Here is an 18,676-nt window from a genome sequence, read left to right on the forward strand (position 1 = left end):
CTTTAAATGAATTATCCAGAGGATTTTTTTAGATTTCAGGAATTGAACCTTTGGTTACCAAAGCGAAATTACTCTGTATTCAATTATTCAGATGGCTCTGAGGAAGAAGCTTATTTGGAGAATTGCCTTAAAAAAGTCTCAGATCTCAGATGTCATTCTTCTGAACTAGTTGGGTACATACGTAATTGGCCTTCTGAGTATCATCTCAGTCCTAAGCGAAGTAATTTGCTTCGTCCTATACTGCTAAATAAAGGTAGCTCGATACTAGAATTGGGTGCAGGCTGTGGAGCTATTACTCGATATTTAGGGGAGAACGTTGATAAAGTTATTGCTGTCGAGGGTAGTGACAAGCGAGCAAATATTGCTGCTCTAAGATGTAGGGATCTGGAAAATGTACAAATAGTTCATGGGAACTTCCAAAACATTGAATTCAATGAAAAATTTGATGTAGTTACTTTGATTGGTGTATTAGAGTATAGCGGACAATACATTAATTCCGGAAACCCGCAACAGCAAGCTTTGGAAATAGCAAAACGGCATTTAAAAAATGATGGGATCTTGATTTTAGCAATTGAGAACAAACTGGGGTTAAAATACTTTGCCGGATGCTCTGAAGATCATACGGGCATACTATTTGATGGGCTAGAAGGTTATAGTAGTGGTAGCTTAGTAAGAACTTTTGGAAAGCAGGAACTAGAGAAACTATTGAAAATATCTGGTTTTACAGATATTGATTTTCTGTATCCTTTTCCAGACTACAAGCTTCCTGACGTTGTTATTAGATTAAACGAAACTAGCCCGCATTACTCAACACCCTTTTTGTATAACTGGCTGGGATATGTAAATTCTAGAGATTATAGTAATCGCAAAATAGAGATATTCGAAGAATTTTTGGTGACTAAACAGATAGAAGCTAATGGCTTTTTGTCTCAAGTAAGCAATTCGTTTTTAGTATTAGCTAGTGGAGGCAAATTAATCTCAGAAAAATTCCTAGATCCAGAAGCGATCGTGTGGAAGTACAATGTGATGCGTAGTAAGGAGTTCATGACTCAACTCTGTTTACGCAGGAATAGAAGTGATGGTTCGTTGTTTTTGAAACGAGAACCTATCTATACTGAACTGACACTGGAGCAAGAAACAGATCCAACAAAAGAATTGAAACACTATGCCAATGAATCCACACAAATTGTGAGTGGTACAACACTCATTGAGCAAATAATTCAAGCAATCAGGTTTAGGGCTTCGGGAGATGAAGAGTTTTTGAAATCGTGTATTAATATTTGGTATAAGTTCTTGGTTAAAGAAGCCCAAAGATGTCTGGGAAGCAAAACCGAGTTACCTGGTAATTACGTGGATTGTACTCCGTGGAATTTGATAGTAACGCCAAAAGGCGCTCTTAATTACATTGATAGAGAGTGGAGTTATTTAGCTCGGCTTCCTATTAAATTTATATTATTTAGGGGGTTTCTTGGGATTTACAACTGGGCTTACTTATGGATAGATGCCGGATGGGATATTTTACAGCCAGATAAATCATTTAGGTCTTTTCTGAATTTTTGTCTACAGTTAGTTGAGTTGGATATAAATGCAGAAGAATTTAATAGGTTTGCTTTGTTGGATTGGGAGTTTCAAGAAAGAACTAAGCTGGTTGCGAGCGGAAATTTTGATGAGTTCACAAGATTTCTGAATTCAATCCCACAGTCAATGCTATTCGTTAAGTCAATTGAGCGATCGCAGTCGCAGTTGCATCAAACTCAAGCAGAACTGCAACACTCGCAGTCGCAGTTGCATCAAACTCAAGCAGAACTGCAACACTCGCAGTCGCAGTTGCATCAAACTCAAGCAGAACTGCAACACTTGCAGTCGCAGTTGCATCAAACTCAAGCAGAACTGCAACACTCGCAGTCGCAGTTGCATCAAACTCAAGCAGAACTGCAACACTCGCAGTCGCAGTTGCATCAAACTCAAGCAGAACTGCAACACTCGCTGAGTATTGTTGCTTCAATGGAAACCAGTAAGTTTTGGAAACTACGAACAATATGGTTTAAGTTCAAAAAAAGCATAAGCTCTGTACTGCTTCCCTTTGTAAGACTTTCTAATAAAAGTATTTTTGTTATACGTAATGAAGGATTTTACATATTTACTCAACGTACCGCTAAATTTTTAATACATCGGATGACGAGCTTCCACACTAGAAGTTATTTGACGGATACATTAGTAGCTAAAATTTTACAGAGTTTGGCAGAGCCTCCAGAATATACAGAATGGATCAATGACTACGAACCTAATGATGAGGAGCTTAAACAACAAAAAAATAAAGCTCTGTCATTTAAGTACAAACCCCTGCTTAGTGTGATTCTTCCAGTATATAAAGTGCCATTTTTTATTCTTGAAGAAACCCTGAATAGTGTTTTAAACCAAACTTACACTAACTGGGAGTTATGTATTGCCTTTGCTGATATCGGCAATTTGCAAACAAGTCAATACCTAGAAGCGCTCAGTTTACAAGATCAAAGAGTGCGGCTAACTATAATGCTAGAAAACCAAGGGATTTCTGGTAACTCTAATGCTGCTATAAAGCTGGCTTCAGGTGAATTTATAGTACTACTAGATCATGATGATTTATTAGCACCTTCGGCTTTCTATGAAGTAATAAAAAAATTAAACGAGCAGCAAAACTTAGACTTCCTATATTCAGACAAAGATTGTGTGAGTGCAAATAGTAAAGTAAGGTCACGGCTGTTATTAAAACCCGAATGGAGTCCAGAAATTTTATATTCGGCTAATTATTTAACTCATTTATGTGTTGCTCGTCGTGAACTTGTGGAGCGTATTGGCGGCTTTCGTCCAGAGACAGATGGAGCGCAAGACTGGGATATATTTTTTCGCATTACAGAACAAACATCACGTATTGCTCGGATTAATAGTGTTCTTTATCACTGGCGCATAATACAGGGTTCTACTTCTCTAGGGATAGATTCTAAGCCCTATGCCCTTGAAGCACAATTACGGACTATCCAAGACCATCTAAGTCGAACACAATTGCCAGCAACCGTTTCACCACACCCAGAATCCGGTTTTAGATTAGAATGGCAAACTCCGCCCGCCAAGGTAACAATTATTATTGATGGTGACGTTCCTTGGGAGTCTTTATCTAGTTGCATTCGTGCAGTTTCATCGTTTGCTGATTCTAGTATTCATACAGCGAAAGTAGTTTTACCAGAGTCTAGTTATAACTCACAAAAGAGCGAACGAGACACTATCATCAAAAATACCAACTTGCCTATTGAGTGGCTGATATTCAGAGAGAATAAGCTAGAAACTTTAGCAAAAGCTGCGAAAAAAGAACCGACTGACGTAGTTTTGTTTGTATCAGGTGAAATTACTAGATTTCAAGAAGGATGGATACAAGAATTAAGTGGTTGGGTTCTCAGTCATCCAAATATTGGATTTGCTACAGCGCTCATCTTAACAGAGGAAAATATTGTTGTTGAAGCAGGAATAATTGTTGATCAATACGGAAATGGCTCCCCGCTATTGCGTGGTAGGAACTTATATTCTTGGGAAATTTTTGGGGGAGCGCTATGGTATAGAAATTGCACTGCAAGCTCTCCTAAAGCTGTGGCGTTTAGTTATGACCATTACTTGACCTTAGATGGATTACCTACAAATGTATCTTCTTTATCGTCTGCAATGATAAAACTGTGTCAAGCTAGTCGCCGTAAAAATAAACGTGGTTTAGTAAATCCACACGCGCGAGCATTCTTGAAAGATTTACCCAACGATGATATTCCAGAATTTCATGAATCTTTAGCTGATGATCCCTATTTTCATCCTGCTTTTGATTCAGTTGCTCCCTTGAAATTAAGATTGAAAAATGGAAAACATTTATGAGAATTAAAGCGTTTCTAAAGAAAGTAATTAATCAGACATTGTTACCTTTAGATAGCTATAGTAGAGATGCTACTGCACTGGCACGAGTTATTGATTTTTCATACGCAGATATCTCGGAATTTCAACAACATCCTGAAAGAGTTAGCAAATCAGGCACTCACAGTGTGAATTGGTATTTGCCATCTTTTGAGAATGCTTTCTATGGTGGAGTGATGACAATACTCCGCACTGCGGATTATTTATTCCAAAAGGGAGGGATGCACCAGAGATTCTTGATTTGTGGTGATATAAATGCTGATGCTGTAGCTGAAAAAATTACGAAGGTATTTCCGGCTTTAAAGAGCGCAGAGGTGATAATCCTCAACTCTGCCCAAGCAATTCAGAACATACCAGTATCAGATTTCTCAATCGCTACACTTTGGACAACTGCCTATGTTCTGCTAAAGGTACAAAATACGGGGTTGAAATTTTATTTTATTCAGGACTTTGAACCGTTATTCTATCCCGCTGGCTCCACCTATGCTCAAGCTGAAGCTACATACCGATTTGGATTCTATGGGATTGCTAATACTATAAGTTTGAAGAAAATATACGAGATCGAATACGACGGAGTATCAGTTCACTTTACTCCTTGTATCGATACTAATGTTTTCTATAGTGAAAATAGTTTAAAGAAGAATGACCAGCCGAAACGTGTCTTTTTTTATGGGCGACCAGGACATCCACGCAATGGTTTTGAATTAGCAGTTGAATCAATGCGTCAGCTAAAGAAACGTTATGGTTCTGGTGTGGAAATTTTATCAGCTGGGGCAAATTGGAAGCCTGAAGACTATGGATTGGGGGGAGTACTAGAGAATCTAGGGTTGTTAAATTATGAAGCAACAGGACATCTCTATCGTTCTTGTCATATTGGACTTTCAATGATGATGACACGACATCCATCTTACTTACCTTTTGAAATGATGGCATGCGGTGTGTTAGTGGTTTCAAATGTAAATCCGAGTACCCGATGGCTGTTGCGTGATGGTGAAAATTGTCTTCTTTCCAATCCAAGTGCATCCTGTCTTGCTGAAACGATCTCGCTGGCAATTGATAAATATGACGAATTTGCACACATTAAAAAGAATGCAGTTGAGTATATGATGAATTATCACCAGGATTGGTCGGTTGAATTAGCACGAATTCATCAATTTATGTTAAATGTTCCTGGTATAGAAAATCGCAGTAGAGAGGGATTATACGTGAGCAAATTTGCTAAAGTTTAAGTTGATAATGTTTGCTTACATTCACTTGAGCGAATAAAGCTAGGAGATTATTTTAATGAATACAGTAAAATCGCTTATTAAGATAGATATAGGTTGTGGTCCACATAAGAGGGAGGGCTTTATAGGTATAGATAGTAGCAAGCATTCTGGCGTTGATTATGTAGTCGATATAGAAAAAGAAGACCTTCCCTTTGAAAACGGAAGCGTAGACTATATTTTTTCATCACATTGCTTGGAGCATATCTCAAATACAAACAGGTTTTTTCAAGAAATTTGTCGTGTGGCTTGTGAGGGAGCAACCGTAGAAATTTGGACCCCGTATGCGTTTAGCAACGGAGCCTTCATATTTAGTCATGTTCAGTTTCTGAACGAAGAACACTATATGCATATGTGCGTACTATTTCCCGAAGTTTATAAAAAGTTAACTGGAGGCTTTTGGGTATTAAATGAGATAAAGTACGTAGTATTGCCTAGCACACTAGTGGATATTGACAGAAGTGGTCATAGCCTAGATTTTGCCCTCAAATACTTTAAAGGCGTGGTTCAGGAGTTCGGCGTTTTTATGAATATTTATCGTTCAAAGCCACCTAAAGAAAAGGTTCCTGCATGGTGGGAGGTGAGGACATTTTCTACAGACCGTTATGAGAAAAGCATGAGAATTAAAGAACTCGCACCGTCAACTGATGAAGAAGTATCTAAAGCTATAAAAAAGTTTGCTTTAGATGGTTAGAAATCGAAGAATTCTGAGTACTTAGCTATATTCTGTATCAACGCTATTGTGGTATGGAAATAAATAGGCTTACCAACAATAATACAAAAGCTAAAACTAGAAAGCCATCAGCGACAACAGTGGAAATACACAGTCTAGTCCAAAATAACTATATCCCGCACTAGCTGAAACACTATAAAATGCCTACCTTACCAAATCCAATAACCTTAATGCACAATGAGAGTTAAGGATAATTCACAAGATAGGTTAGCGCTCATATTCTTCTGGCTTATATATTCAGCAATAATAGGGCTGTTGACACTACTGGGGTTTAACGCGATTTTTCAGTACTATGCTCCTAATGGCATAGCTGCAACGCTACCACTAGCTAGGCTTAGCGAACCTTTTGCCTTAGTGACGGCTATTGAACTATGGGATAAATCCAATCTGACACAACCTTTCGTAGCAGAATTAAATGGTTTGGGAAGAATAGATATTCAGGTAGTTACCTGGCTCGAGCGACCCCGACAAAATGATGTATTTTGGCAGTTGAGTGAAATAGGCGACGACGGCAAAAAGATTCTCAAGCGTAAGGGTAGTTTTCACGCCCGTGATGCCAAGGACTGGAGATTTGTTAGTCTTAAGTTTCAGCCACTTCCTGAAAGTGCCTGTAAGCACTACGAAATTTCATTTTCTGCTGCTGGTACTTCTCAGCCTGAAAGTATTGGTTTACCAATTTATAAAACTCAGGAAGCTCCTCTGCCTGAAGAGATGCCAAGGATAACTTCAACCGTATTTAAACAGACAAATTTGAATCAAACAGTGTATTCTCCAGGAGCTATCAGCGCCTCCCTATCTTACTTTTACCATAAATCAACTTAATTTACAATGAAAAATAGAGGGTTAAACGTAAGAAAGTGGTTCAATTTCCTAATATATCTGCTCAATAGACATCCTCATCATAAACAGTTAGTTTTGTTTATTGGATGTTGGGCAGTGTCATTTCTAATATTTTTCTTCCGCAACCCCGATCCATTCATAAACCCTGTATTTTACGCGGAAGATGGACATGACTATGTTGGTCCTATCCTGACTCAGGGATTTTGGTCAACCTTATTTACTCCTCACATAAATTATTATGTATTTGGAAACGTTATTTTGGCAGGAATCGCCATAAAAATTAGCAATATTTTATATCCGGATAATTTATTGTACATCCCTCAAAGCATAGCCCTTGTTTCTTATATATTTTATGGCTTAGTAGCAACTTTACCCCTTTTATTATTAGGAGACTGGATCAGGTTGCCATATCTGATTGCACTGGCGTTAGTATCTAGCTTTTTTCCGCTACATGATGCAGATGCTGAAGTACTGGGTAGAGTTTCAAACGTTGGGTATTCATTCGTTTATATAGCATTTGTTTTAATTGTTTATCGCCTCTTTTGTATGAAGCGATCGCGTTTCATACTTTTAGTCGATTTTATAATACTTATATGTGCTGGAACCAATCCGGTAGTTTATCTTTTAATTCCTGTAATTTACATTCCCTATTTAAAGCAGCTTTTAATTGAAAAAAAATCTTTAAAGTTTATTTTTAAAACTCCTGCTTTTTTAAGCGCTGTTATCCTTGGTTTTCTAGCTTTATTTAAAATAGTTTATATTACGCTTAATTTTGGAATGACTGGAACAAAACCAACAGGACATTTTTTAGATTCACCATTTATTTTAGGCAATGCTATCGAAATGCTTATTGCTAGATCGATGCTTCATCCTATCATTTACTCAATTTACGAAAAATTTAATGATTTCGTTGCTATTCTCGTTTTTATAGTAATTATTATTGCTGCCAGCCTAGCTTCAACCAAAGCAAATCGGTGGTTATTCGTCTTTGGCTTTTATTCATTGCTTAGTTTTACAATTATAGCAGCAGTATTTAGACCAGGCCTCAGCGCCTTGTTCAATAATTACACACTTACAGGACTTCACAGATACTATTATGGTCAAAACTTACTCGCAATTTTCTTAATAGTCTTATGGTTTCATGACATGGCTCTTCGTATTAAAAAAAATCTACTTCGTCAAGCATTAATGGTAGTAATGTTAACAATATTTATGACTGGTTGGCGAGATTTATCTACTTATGGGAATCCCGCTTATCCAATGAGAGAAATAGGTAACTTCGAGCAATCATTAATAGTTGCATTAAAAGAGAGAAGATTTGTGGACATTCGTGGAATACCGGATAGTAAGGGTCGTTTTCTTGAAGTGCCGATATATCCAAGAACTTCCACCTGGAAGATGGTAATACCAAAGGAGTTAGCTGAGAAGTCGGCTGACAAAGGTAACATAATGAGTAGCATGGTTAAATGCCAGTCAAAGCTACGTTAACCATGTAGGGTTAAGCAAATGTACCTGTAATGAGTCAGTCAAAGCACGAAGCTATCATAATTGGTGGAGGATTCTTCGGATGTAAAATGCCTTTATATCTAAAGAAATACATGAATAAGGTCATTTTATTTTAACCAGAAAATAAGCTTCTTCAACGTGCATCTTACACTGACCAAGCTAGAGTCCACAACGGTTATCACTACCCAAAAAGTATCCTTTCTAAAGTCATTAAGTTACGAGACAGCAAGGCTTCCCGGATTGAAGTATTTTTCAACTCTGGGGATAGGGAATAGGGTCAGCGCTAAATACGTCTTTAACTGCACTTACTCAGCAATTAACAAAATTATTTCGGCTTCTCGACTTCCCATTATCCCTTTAAAGCATGAGTTAGCTGAGATGGCATTAGTTGAAGTACCTGAACCTCTGAAGCACTTAGGTATTACCGTCATGTGCGGTTCCTTCTTCTCCATTATGCTTTTTCCACCACGCGGACTGCACACATTGAGTCATGTGCGCTATACACCCCACTTCTACTGGCAAGAGACTGAAAAGTTTTGTCGTTAACGGAAAATCCTTGAATTATATGAAAACCATCTGGAGTCAAAACCTAGTTTCTATATCTATAAAGATTTTTTATAAAGGCGTTTTCATAATTTCGTTATTTTTACTTTTAAATTTGTTATTTTATCAATTTATACAGGCGTATTCTGTAAGTATTCATTTTAATGGTAGCCCCATTAATGGAAGCTTTCAGATATTCAATCCCCTACGCAGAATTGGGGAAGGTCAAACTCCTGGTCGAGATTTTCAATTTTTTCACGGTTTAGGTACTCTTTATCTCCATTATTTACCTTATGTATTGTTAGGAAAGAATTTATTTAGTTCGGAAATCGCTAGATACTTAATTTCAATGTGGCTATTTACTTTCACTAATTATTTGTTTTTACGCTCAACTAAAATTCCTAAAGAACTGTCTTTACTCATTTCAATAGCTATTACATACAGTAGCGATTTTTTAGGTTTAAATAGCCTTTTGTACCCTGAGAATAGCCTACTTGGTGTAAGGTCAAGTATGCCCATCATTACAGGTGCAATACTAATATATATTAGGACTAATCTTTTTAAGGAAAATAAACGAAGTACGTACTCTTTTTATACTTTTGAAATAGTTACTTCTTGTGTAGTAGCAATATGCTTCTTCATGAGTACAGAACATGGAATGGCTGCACTTGTGAGTGCGTCTATAATGTTTGTAGCATTTCCAGTTTGGGAAAAATCTTTTTCCCAACGATTGCGATCGCTTAGTTTCTTTATTATATTTTATAGTTTGAGCGTATTATGCATTTATGTGTTACTCTGTGGTTATAATTTTTATTTACCACTGAAATATAGTTTAATCGACATACCAACCGATCAGTTTTGGTATTTCGGAAGCCCACCTTCACCGTTTCTAAAAAGTATTTATGAAGTAAACTCCCTAGTCTGTTATAGGATTTATATTGCCTTTTTTCTATTAATTATATCTGCAATCTTATATTTTGTAAGTTCAGAAATTAAAAAGCCTAAATTCTCAATTATTTTATTTCTAATTATTTATGGTATTGCCTCCAACATCAGCTACTTAGGGATTGCTATTATAGAGTACAGTACACCTTTGTACAGGCTAGAAATTTTAATTACAATTTATTATTGTTTAGAAGCTTTTAAGTCAGTTTTTTCTATAAACAAAACAATACAAACGCTACATCACGCACTTAATTCATTACTTTTATTATCTTTAATTATTCTAATTATTAGATTAATATTTAATTTTAACCTATACAACCCAATTTCCCAGTTACAGTTATTGATTACTAACTCTCAACAGATAACTAGCAACAAAGTCTTAGGCGTATACCTTAGTCCTAGCTGGGTGGAAACTCAAAAAATAGCTAAAAATGTCATCGGTAGATTATCCTCCAGTCCTGCCATCTTATTGAGTAGCCCTTTGTCTGATAAAAACTGGATTAACGGCATTAGTAGATTTGCCCCAGGCTTTTTTGTTAGTGATATTTCTGAATTAGTAAACATCAGACCAGGTGATATAGCCACTTTTACTAAAAGTGGTTCAAGAACTATAACCGCAATTAATGGAGATCAAGTATATGTCGAAGGAACCAAATTAGACCCAGTAGCGGATGGATATCCTCATCCTATACAAATACAAAGAAATCCAGAAACACCCAAAATAAATAGTTTTGATATTTGGTCTACTTATTCAGGCCTTTTAGAGGCAGAATATGGAGTATTTCACCCAGAATCGGACTATATAATTCATGCTTTAGGGATTCATGCAAGGAAAAAGTATGTAGATACATTTATAGCTACAAAACCTAAGTTTGTGACTACAATTCGTTCAAAATTTACTCTTTATGAACAGTAGATTCAAAACACATCATGGGATTTTTATGAAATATTATTACAAAACTATAAACCTGTAGCTTTGACCAATCATAGCTTAATTTGGCAGAGGCGTGAGGATGCTTTGTGGAAAACCGATCCAATTTGGGATGGGGAAGTAAGGGTCCGGCAAGGTGAAAGTGCAAAAAACACAGTAATTGAAATACCATTAATTTCAAAACATAGTATCACTCAATCACAAATTTTGCCTATTGTAGTAAATATAAATTATGAGATTAGTAATTACTGGAAATATATCCCCTTAGCCGGAAAGTTGCCTCGTTACTTCTTAAAACCTATCAATACAAAATCAAAACTACCTATCTCACTACCTCCTCATTTGAAGTCTATAAACTTTCCTCTTTATATTGAGCCTAATACTAAGCCTATGCTTAAATTGGATGTGGCATCGTTGCTTCCTGGTGTTAACTTTAAAATTACCAGTTTGCGCTATCGTATTCTTCGAGTACCAGAACAAAATATCTCTGCACTAATGGACATTAAAGCTGAATGAAGCAGTCAAAGTACAATGCAATTGTAATTGGAGGGGGTTTCTTTGGATGTAGAATGGCTTTAGCTCTAAAGAAGCACATGAAGTATGTTCTGATTCTCGAAAAAGAAACTGACATTCTTCAACGTGCATCTTATGCCAACCAGGCTAGAGTTCATAATGGCTACCATTATCCACGAAGCATTCTTACGGCTCTGCGTTCAAGAATAAACTTTCCAAAATTTGTCAGCGAGTATCAAGAATGTGTTGATAGTAGTTTTGACAAGTATTATGCAATGGGTAAGTTATTATCGAAAGTGACGGCTAATCAATTTAAATTTTTTTGCCACCGTATTGATTCACCTCTAAAGCCAGCTCCTAAAAATATAAAAAATCTTTTTAATCAAAATTTAATTGAAGAAGTATTTTTGGTAAAAGAGTATGCTTTTGATGCTGTCAAGCTGAAAAATAGGATGTTAAATGAGCTTGAAGATGCAGGTGTTGAAGTAAAATTAGACTCAAAAGTTGTTAAGGTACAAAATATTGACAAATTAGGGATTAAAGTCTTTGTTGAGTCTGGGGATAGCGATGATAGCATCACCGCTACATACGTCTTTAACTGCACTTATTCAGCAATTAACCATATTCTTGTGGCTTCTGAACTGCCCACTATCCCTCTGAAGCACGAATTGGCTGAGATGGCATTGGTTGAAGTACCTGAACCTCTGAAGCATTTAGGTATTACCGTCATGTGCGGTCCCTTCTTCTCTATTATGCCTTTTCCATCACGCGGACTACATACACTGAGCCATGTTCGGTATACGCCTCATTGCTACTGGCAAGATACCGAAAACTTTTCTGTAGAAATAGGTAATAACCCAAGTAAAATAACACGTAAGACTAACTATCCCCATATGATCAGAGATGCAGAGCGGTATATACCTAGGTTGAAAGACTGTCGCTATGTAGACTCTCTGTGGGAAGTAAAAACCGTTCTTCCTCAGAGTGAGGTAGATGATAGTAGACCAATCCTCTTCAGAAGAGACCAAGGTATAAAAAACTTTACTTGTATTTTAGGAGCTAAAATTGACAATGTTTATGATATCCCTGATGAACTCCAGTTCCTGAATAGTGAAGAAACTTGAACTTCATGCCTAACTCTGATTGTTTTGTTTCAGTAATAGCTCCCGTTTACAATGACTCGCGGATCGTAGAAGCTTTCGTTGCTGAAGTCATACAAGTGTTGCGAAATAATTACGCTAACTATGAAGTTGTACTGGTTAATGATGGATCGGAGGATAACACGTTAGAAAAAATATTTTTTATATTAAAAGAATACGAATGTATTAGATTGATCAGCCTCTCAAGAAATTTTGGTACTGATGTTGCGATCGCATCAGGGTTGGACACAGTTATCGGAGATTTTGTAGTCGTTCTGATTCCTGAATCCGATCCACCGCAACTAATCCCAGAACTAATCCAACAAGCCCAAAATGGCAAAGATATACTGGTAGGAGTCCGCAGAAACCGCCTTGATGAATCTTTGTGGATGAGAGCGGGAGCAAATTTGTTTTATTGGCTCTGTAGACGGTTGTTAAGAATACCATTAATAAAGAATTCAACTCAGTTTCGAGTGTTAAGCCGACAAGTTGTAAATGCGATTACCCAGATCGAAGATAAGCATCGCTACCTACGTCTTCTTAGCTCCTATGTAGGCTACAGAAGCCAGACTTTTACTTATGAGTTTATTAAAAGATACAGAAGACCAAAAGCCAAGAGTTTTCTTGAATTAATTGCTCTAGGTTCACAAATTATAGTAGCCAACTCATCCCGTCCTCTACGATTCGCTAGCTACATAGGTCTTTTAGCCAGTCTCGTAAATGTAATTTATATTGGCTACGTCGTCTTGGTTTACGTGCTTAAAGATCAAGTTGCCGAGGGGTGGGTTACATTATCTCTACAAAATGCTTTGATGTTCTTTTTTGTCTCTATAATCTTAACTATTTTGTGCGAGTATGTGTGTTCCATTTTGGAGCGGCTTAAAGGAGGACCTGCATATTATGTTGCTGACGAAAAGAATAGTTCTGTTTTAATTGCGGATCGAGAACGAAGAAATATCGTAAAAGATTCGGAAAACATTCAAGTCTAAATGCAAAATTCATTTACCATGCCTTCAAGTAGTTGGGAATTCCCAAATTATATAACTGATGAACTCGCGCCCAAACAGAGTAAATACTGTGTGTGTATTCCTGTTATCAATGAGGGAATAAAAATTAGCTCTCAGTTAGACCGTATGAGATGGTTATCTAAAAATATTGACATTATTATTGCTGATGGAGGTAGCACTGATGGTTCCTTATCAGTAGATGTCTTATCTGAACTTGGTGTACGAGTTTTGCTAACTAAGCAAGATACTGGAAAATTGAGTGCCCAATTAAGAATGGCTTTTGCTTACGCCCTACAACAAGGTTACGAAGGAATCATTACAATTGATGGTAATAATAAAGACGATCCAGAGGCCATTATCTCTTTTATTACAGCCCTAGATCAGGGATTTGACCACATTCAAGGCTCCCGATTCATTAAAGGCGGGAAAGCTATCAATACGCCCTTGTCTCGGCTAGTTGGTATTAAACTCATTCATGCCCCTCTAATAAGCCTTGCATCTGGCTTCCGTTATACTGATACTACGAATGGATTTCGGGCGTACAGCCGTAGGTTACTTTTAGATGAACGGGTAGCGCCCTTTAGAACAGTATTTTCAGCCTACGAATTGCACTATTATCTTGCAATTCGCTCGGCTCGTTTAGGCTACCGCATTATAGAGCTACCAGTATCCCGGCGATATCCTGCCAAAGGACCAACTCCAACTAAAATCAGCCCCATTAAAGGAAACTTACTTGTTATGAAGACTCTTATAAAAGCATGTCTTCATCGATTCGATCCACCCCATACAAAAAAGTAATTAGACAAATAAAGAGGGTTTTTATATGAGCAGTGCCCTAATTGGATACAGCGGATTTGTAGGGAGTAATATTGTTCGCCAGAATTACTTTAACAGTTTATACAATTCTAAAAATATTGAATCAATCATTGATCAAAGTTTTGATGTGCTAGTTTGTTCGGGAGCGCCAGCGGTTAAATGGTTAGCTAACAAGGAACCTATCAAAGATTTAGAGAATATTAACCGACTGATAAAATGCTTAGGAAAAGTTTCGGCACAGAAGGTTATATTAATATCGACTGTTGATGTATATCCAGTGGCTGTAGAAGTAGATGAAGATACTGAAATTGATACCAATAATTTGCATCCCTATGGGAAACATCGTTTGGAATTAGAGAGGTTTGTCAAGGAACGATTCGATACACTGATTGTTCGTCTTCCAGGTCTCTTTGGAGAGGGTCTTAAAAAAAATATTATTTATGACTTCATTCACAATAACTGTACTGAGCAAATTCACAAAGATAGTGTGTTTCAATTCTATAACCTCGACCATCTTTGGAAAGATATTCAAGTTTTTCTAAAAAATGATTTAAAACTGGTTAATCTGGCAACAGAACCAATTGCAGTTTGGGAAGTGGCTTCTGAAGGATTTGGTTTTACATTTACTAATGAGCCTTCAAGTAAACCAGCTAGATATGATTTTAGGACTAAATACAGCTATTTGCTAGACAAAAATAATCATTTGTATATGTATAATAAAGAGCAAGTATTAATAGATTTAAAAAATTTTGCATTGAAGCAAATTGTATGAATACAGGACGCTCAAGAACCATGAAAATTGCCATTTCTAACATTGCTTGGCAAATTAGCGAAGAAGCATCTATTGCTACATTGATGCAAGAGCTTAATATTAAAGGTGTAGAAATTGCACCAACCAAGGTTTGGAATACTCCATTATCTGCAAAAGATTCGGAGATTTCTGAGTACAGAAATTTTTGGCAGATCCGAGGCATTCAGATTGTTGCTATGCAATCTCTTATTTTTGGTAGACCTGACTTAACCATCTTTGAAAGTGCAGAGAAGCGCAAGGAAACATTTGAATACTTGTCGGGAATGACTGAACTAGGCAGTAAACTAGGCGTACAGAATCTCGTTTTTGGGTCTCCCAAGAATAGACGTGTTGAAAACTTAGATCAGAAGGAAGCTGAAGAGATTGCAACATCCTTTTTTTATGATATAGGGCAGGTAGCACATCAAAATGGAGTAATGTTTTGTATTGAACCCAATCCAGCCGTCTATAATTGCGACTTTATTACAACTTCAAAGCAAGCTTTAGACCTAGTAGAACGGGTAAACAGTAATGGTTTTGGTCTACATTTAGATGCTGCTGGAATAACTCTAAGCGGAGAGAATATTGAAACAGCTATAAATCTGTCAGGGAAGAAGTTATGTCACTTTCACATTAGCGAACCTCACTTGGAGCCAGTTGGTGCAGGAATTGTCGATCATCCTTTATTTGCTAAAAGCTTAGACAACCAAAAGTATAAGGGCTGGAAATCTATTGAGATGAAAGCGCAAAGTCAAAATTCAAATATTTTAAACGTGACAAAAGCGCTAAAAACAGCGATTAAATACTATAGTTAACAATGAACATTCTGCCTACTGAAATTGCCGATGTTTTAATCATCGAGCCTAAAGTCTTTTCAGATGATCGCGGGTTCTTTTACGAAAGCTACAACCAGAAAGCCTTTAGTGAAAAAGCTGGAATTTCGGCTAACTTCGCTCAAGACAACCATTCCCGTTCAGCGCAATATGTTTTGCGCGGACTGCATTACCAAATCCAACAGCCTCAAGGTAAGTTGGTACGGGCGATCGCAGGCACTATCTTTGACGTAGCTGTAGACATCCGAAAAAGCTCCCCTACGTTTGGTCAGTGGGTGGGCTGCCTCCTCAGTGCTGAGAACAAACGCCAACTCTGGATACCTTCCGGCTTTGCCCACGGCTTTCTAGTCGTCTCAGAAGCCGCTGAAGTGTTGTACAAAACAACTGACTACTATGCGCCGCAGCATGAACGCTGCCTCCTGTGGAATGACCCAGATTTAGCGATTGACTGGCCCCTCACCGACTCGCCAGTGTTATCTGCCAAAGACCAAGCCGGTCAACCCCTCAACATTGCTGAAGTATTTCCATAAGGTGCATACTAATCGGTAGTACCGAACGCTTGGGTAAACAACTCTAACAAAAGTTATTGATCTATGGAGTTCAATCGCAGCCAAGCTTCCTGTTCATAATTATTGGGGTAGAGTACCAAACCGACTTGTACATTTAACAAACCAAATAATTAGTAAGACACAGCCCAAAATTGCATATATTAGTTGTGGTAGCCAGCTCCACAGTACATAGGGCAAAAAAGCCAAATCAACTTCATTAATACCAGGAGGTATAATGACACCTTGATAAAACCCATTAACCATAACTGTTTTTAGTGGAATATCTTTTGAATTTGCTCTCCACTGAGGATGATATTGCTGGCTCAAAAATAAGAGTGTTTCTTGTTCAAGAGGTGTTACTTCAATTTTTTTGAAATCATCAAATAGGATATGTTCTTGTATTTTCAGTGGGAATTTTTCCTCGACAGATGACTTTAAACTTACTTGGTTACCATTGTCGATACTATAATTTGGAGTTTGCGATAGAAGAATTGGCTGCTGTGATTTTTTATAAACTTTAATCTCATTAAGTTCAGCGATTTTTATAAAATTTTGACTTGTTAGAGGAGTTTTGGACATAAGTAGGCTAACTCCTGATAGGCTGAAATCACTATTGCTTATCTTTGATTCTGAATCTAATTTATTAAAGTTTCTTCCATAAGTATTAGTACCAGACTGGCTCCAGTTTAAAACTATTTTCTGATAGTCCTTAGACGATAAAGAATTATAGGAGTGAATGCTTTTTATCTGAAATAAAGCTTCCTGATTAGATGGAACTATACCCACTATTTCATTACCAACAAGAGCAAAGCGAGAACCATCGGATGTTTCTTTTTTTATTAAGCTTATTAAAGGCGATGATGTTTGTATATTATCAAGCGGCCTAACAAGCATTAAAGATTGTCCATAAATAAAGATAGAAATGACAACTAAGCATTGCAGCAAAAATGCTTTATTTACTGCAATGAATAAAGCTAAAGTCATAATAATAATCCAACTCGCTGCAATAAATTTTAGATTTAAATAATCATAGTGTTTATACCAGAAGACTAATTGTAGAGCGCTTAAAGCAGTTAAGGGAACCAACGACCAAGCAATTAAATACCTCGGTTTTACTAATTTATTTCTTACAAGGTTATCGATGGCATAGCCGCAAAGAATGAATCCTGGTATTATAGCTCCACCTAATAACTGAGAACGGGATAGATTAAACCCAAGATGATGAACGGCAAATAGGTACGCTGGAGGCCAAATGGTGCCAATCAGGCAAAGAATCGAAAATAGCTGCCAAGGCCATAAATTACACCATTGTTTATTTAAAAACGAAAATAAAAATAAAGTGAAATAAAATGGATTTAAGCTTAAGCCATTAAAAGTAACTGGATAATTTGGGTCGATAGGATTACCAAGCCAAAAAGGATCGAAAATTGATGTAAAAAAAATTCCTAAATCTCTGAAATTATTGATTTTTGGTAATACAGCCAGAAAGAAATCATCAGATACACCGTTTAATCTAGCAGAACGTTGAGAATTAATAAGTAGGTCAGCATAAGTGGGTGAAGCCATTAATACCCCAGATACAACAAGCCCTAATATCATCAAAGCAGTATAAAATTTATTTTTTACATTTATGGTATATTTACATAGTCTAACTATTGTATAAGAAACAAGGATGTAAGCAGATAATACTATAAATTGAGGATAGCCTGTCATCAAAATGCTATACGTTGCAAATGAAATACCTATAGCGCTTAAAAAAGAGGGCTTTTTGATAAACTCCGTGTTCAGCCAGAGCAGGCAAACAGACCAGCAAATAGTCGAAATAAACATGATGAAGGTTAACCAGTAGGAAACAAATATACCTAAAGATAAACCTATTGCCGCAATAGAACATGCGAGGGGATGAAGGTCTAATGCCTTGAGAAACAAAAATAAAAATATACCCGTAAGGCAAACTGTAATTACAGTTAAAGCAGTATAGAGAATAAAAGGATTTTTGGTAAATATAGACAGCATATTAGTTATCAAATATGCTCGGCTGAAGCCACTAAGCTGAAAAGTAGGGCGGCCTAACTCCACATAAGGGTTCCAGGTTGATAACCAGCTATGATGGTTTCCGTTCAGATGTTGATTAATTTCTGGAATGTATACGGAACTCTGATCGGAAAATTTACGATTGGATATGTAGGTATTCTCAACTATTAAGTTACTACCTACTACTTCATAATTGTTATTGTGAGGAAATATGACTTCTCCCTTTAAAAAAACCGGCGTAAAGTAGAGAAGCTGAACAAAAATCAAAAGAATAAAAGATTGCTTATATTTCATAACCTAGCA

Annotated in this window: 14 protein-coding genes; 13 read left to right on the plus strand and 1 reads right to left on the minus strand. The window is 36.9% G+C overall.

The genetic code is table 11. From position 1 onward, the window contains the following. Window positions 1–6 precede the first annotated feature (6 nt). The 13 genes from NC997_RS06445 to rfbC all read left to right on the plus strand — a co-directional run bounded on the left by NC997_RS06445 (window position 7) and on the right by rfbC (window position 16,321). On the plus strand, window positions 7–3,894 hold the full coding sequence (locus NC997_RS06445; RefSeq protein ID WP_190525312.1) for a glycosyltransferase: 3,888 nt from the start codon (window positions 7–9) through the stop codon (window positions 3,892–3,894). Beyond that, window positions 3,891–5,159, plus strand: coding sequence for a glycosyltransferase (locus NC997_RS06450; protein WP_190525313.1), 1,269 nt, complete (start codon window positions 3,891–3,893; stop codon window positions 5,157–5,159). The genes NC997_RS06445 and NC997_RS06450 overlap by 4 nt, the downstream gene beginning before the upstream one ends. Before the next feature lie 55 nt (window positions 5,160–5,214). Further along, window positions 5,215–5,889 carry a methyltransferase domain-containing protein gene (locus NC997_RS06455; RefSeq protein ID WP_190525314.1) on the plus strand — a complete coding sequence of 225 codons (675 nt, stop codon included), beginning with the start codon at window positions 5,215–5,217 and terminating at the stop codon, window positions 5,887–5,889. Between the two features lie 216 nt (window positions 5,890–6,105). Continuing rightward, window positions 6,106–6,750: a hypothetical protein gene (locus tag NC997_RS06460; RefSeq protein ID WP_348257769.1), complete on the plus strand. Its 645-nt coding sequence runs from the start codon at window positions 6,106–6,108 to the stop codon at window positions 6,748–6,750. Window positions 6,751–6,864: 114 nt separating this feature from the next. Next, on the plus strand, window positions 6,865–8,256 hold the full coding sequence (locus tag NC997_RS06465) for a hypothetical protein (RefSeq protein WP_348257770.1): 1,392 nt from the start codon (window positions 6,865–6,867) through the stop codon (window positions 8,254–8,256). Window positions 8,257–8,839: 583 nt separating this feature from the next. Next, the gene (locus tag NC997_RS06470) at window positions 8,840–10,678 is read left to right on the plus strand and encodes a hypothetical protein (RefSeq protein ID WP_190525317.1); all 1,839 of its coding nucleotides are present in this window, start codon (window positions 8,840–8,842) and stop codon (window positions 10,676–10,678) included. A gap of 60 nt (window positions 10,679–10,738) precedes the next feature. Next, window positions 10,739–11,209 (plus strand): hypothetical protein, encoded by a 471-nt coding sequence (locus NC997_RS06475; RefSeq protein WP_190525318.1) that lies wholly within the window; start codon window positions 10,739–10,741, stop codon window positions 11,207–11,209. Beyond that, window positions 11,206–12,330: an FAD-dependent oxidoreductase gene (locus NC997_RS06480; protein ID WP_190525319.1), complete on the plus strand. Its 1,125-nt coding sequence runs from the start codon at window positions 11,206–11,208 to the stop codon at window positions 12,328–12,330. The genes NC997_RS06475 and NC997_RS06480 overlap by 4 nt, the downstream gene beginning before the upstream one ends. Before the next feature lie 5 nt (window positions 12,331–12,335). Then, on the plus strand, window positions 12,336–13,334 hold the full coding sequence (locus tag NC997_RS06485) for a glycosyltransferase family 2 protein (RefSeq protein WP_190525320.1): 999 nt from the start codon (window positions 12,336–12,338) through the stop codon (window positions 13,332–13,334). After that, on the plus strand, window positions 13,335–14,150 hold the full coding sequence (locus NC997_RS06490) for a glycosyltransferase family 2 protein (protein WP_199306061.1): 816 nt from the start codon (window positions 13,335–13,337) through the stop codon (window positions 14,148–14,150). 25 nt (window positions 14,151–14,175) lie between these two features. Then, window positions 14,176–14,940, plus strand: a complete 765-nt coding sequence (locus tag NC997_RS06495; RefSeq protein ID WP_190525321.1) for an NAD-dependent epimerase/dehydratase family protein — start codon at window positions 14,176–14,178, stop codon at window positions 14,938–14,940. A 20-nt stretch (window positions 14,941–14,960) separates the two neighbouring features. Beyond that, complete coding sequence (locus NC997_RS06500; RefSeq protein WP_190525400.1) at window positions 14,961–15,773, plus strand: TIM barrel protein; 813 nt, start codon at window positions 14,961–14,963, stop codon at window positions 15,771–15,773. Window positions 15,774–15,775: 2 nt separating this feature from the next. Continuing rightward, window positions 15,776–16,321, plus strand: a complete 546-nt coding sequence (gene rfbC / locus NC997_RS06505; RefSeq protein WP_190525322.1) for a dTDP-4-dehydrorhamnose 3,5-epimerase — start codon at window positions 15,776–15,778, stop codon at window positions 16,319–16,321. Window positions 16,322–16,420: 99 nt separating this feature from the next. On the opposite strand, the gene NC997_RS06510 is transcribed toward rfbC, so the two are convergent. Next, window positions 16,421–18,667 carry a hypothetical protein gene (locus tag NC997_RS06510; protein WP_190525323.1) on the minus strand — a complete coding sequence of 749 codons (2,247 nt, stop codon included), beginning with the start codon at window positions 18,665–18,667 and terminating at the stop codon, window positions 16,421–16,423. Window positions 18,668–18,676 lie beyond the last annotated feature (9 nt).

Origin of the sequence: Trichocoleus sp. DQ-A2 (genome assembly GCF_039961915.1) — a bacterium.
In the GTDB taxonomy this organism is placed as follows: Bacteria; Cyanobacteriota; Cyanobacteriia; order Cyanobacteriales; family FACHB-T130; genus FACHB-T130.

What these genes read in the sequence shown, in the direction of transcription:
- NC997_RS06490 (WP_199306061.1), top strand. Translation starts at nt 13,335, where the DNA reads ATGCAAAATTCATTTACCATGCCTTCAAGTAGTTGGGAATTCCCAAAT.
- NC997_RS06455 (WP_190525314.1), top strand. Translation starts at nt 5,215, where the DNA reads ATGAATACAGTAAAATCGCTTATTAAGATAGATATAGGTTGTGGTCCA.
- NC997_RS06480 (WP_190525319.1), top strand. Translation starts at nt 11,206, where the DNA reads ATGAAGCAGTCAAAGTACAATGCAATTGTAATTGGAGGGGGTTTCTTT.
- rfbC (WP_190525322.1), top strand. Translation starts at nt 15,776, where the DNA reads ATGAACATTCTGCCTACTGAAATTGCCGATGTTTTAATCATCGAGCCT.
- NC997_RS06445 (WP_190525312.1), top strand. Translation starts at nt 7, where the DNA reads ATGAATTATCCAGAGGATTTTTTTAGATTTCAGGAATTGAACCTTTGG.
- NC997_RS06450 (WP_190525313.1), top strand. Translation starts at nt 3,891, where the DNA reads ATGAGAATTAAAGCGTTTCTAAAGAAAGTAATTAATCAGACATTGTTA.
- NC997_RS06470 (WP_190525317.1), top strand. Translation starts at nt 8,840, where the DNA reads ATGAAAACCATCTGGAGTCAAAACCTAGTTTCTATATCTATAAAGATT.
- NC997_RS06485 (WP_190525320.1), top strand. Translation starts at nt 12,336, where the DNA reads ATGCCTAACTCTGATTGTTTTGTTTCAGTAATAGCTCCCGTTTACAAT.
- NC997_RS06510 (WP_190525323.1), bottom strand. Translation starts at nt 18,667, where the DNA reads ATGAAATATAAGCAATCTTTTATTCTTTTGATTTTTGTTCAGCTTCTC.
- NC997_RS06495 (WP_190525321.1), top strand. Translation starts at nt 14,176, where the DNA reads ATGAGCAGTGCCCTAATTGGATACAGCGGATTTGTAGGGAGTAATATT.
- NC997_RS06460 (WP_348257769.1), top strand. Translation starts at nt 6,106, where the DNA reads ATGAGAGTTAAGGATAATTCACAAGATAGGTTAGCGCTCATATTCTTC.
- NC997_RS06500 (WP_190525400.1), top strand. Translation starts at nt 14,961, where the DNA reads ATGAAAATTGCCATTTCTAACATTGCTTGGCAAATTAGCGAAGAAGCA.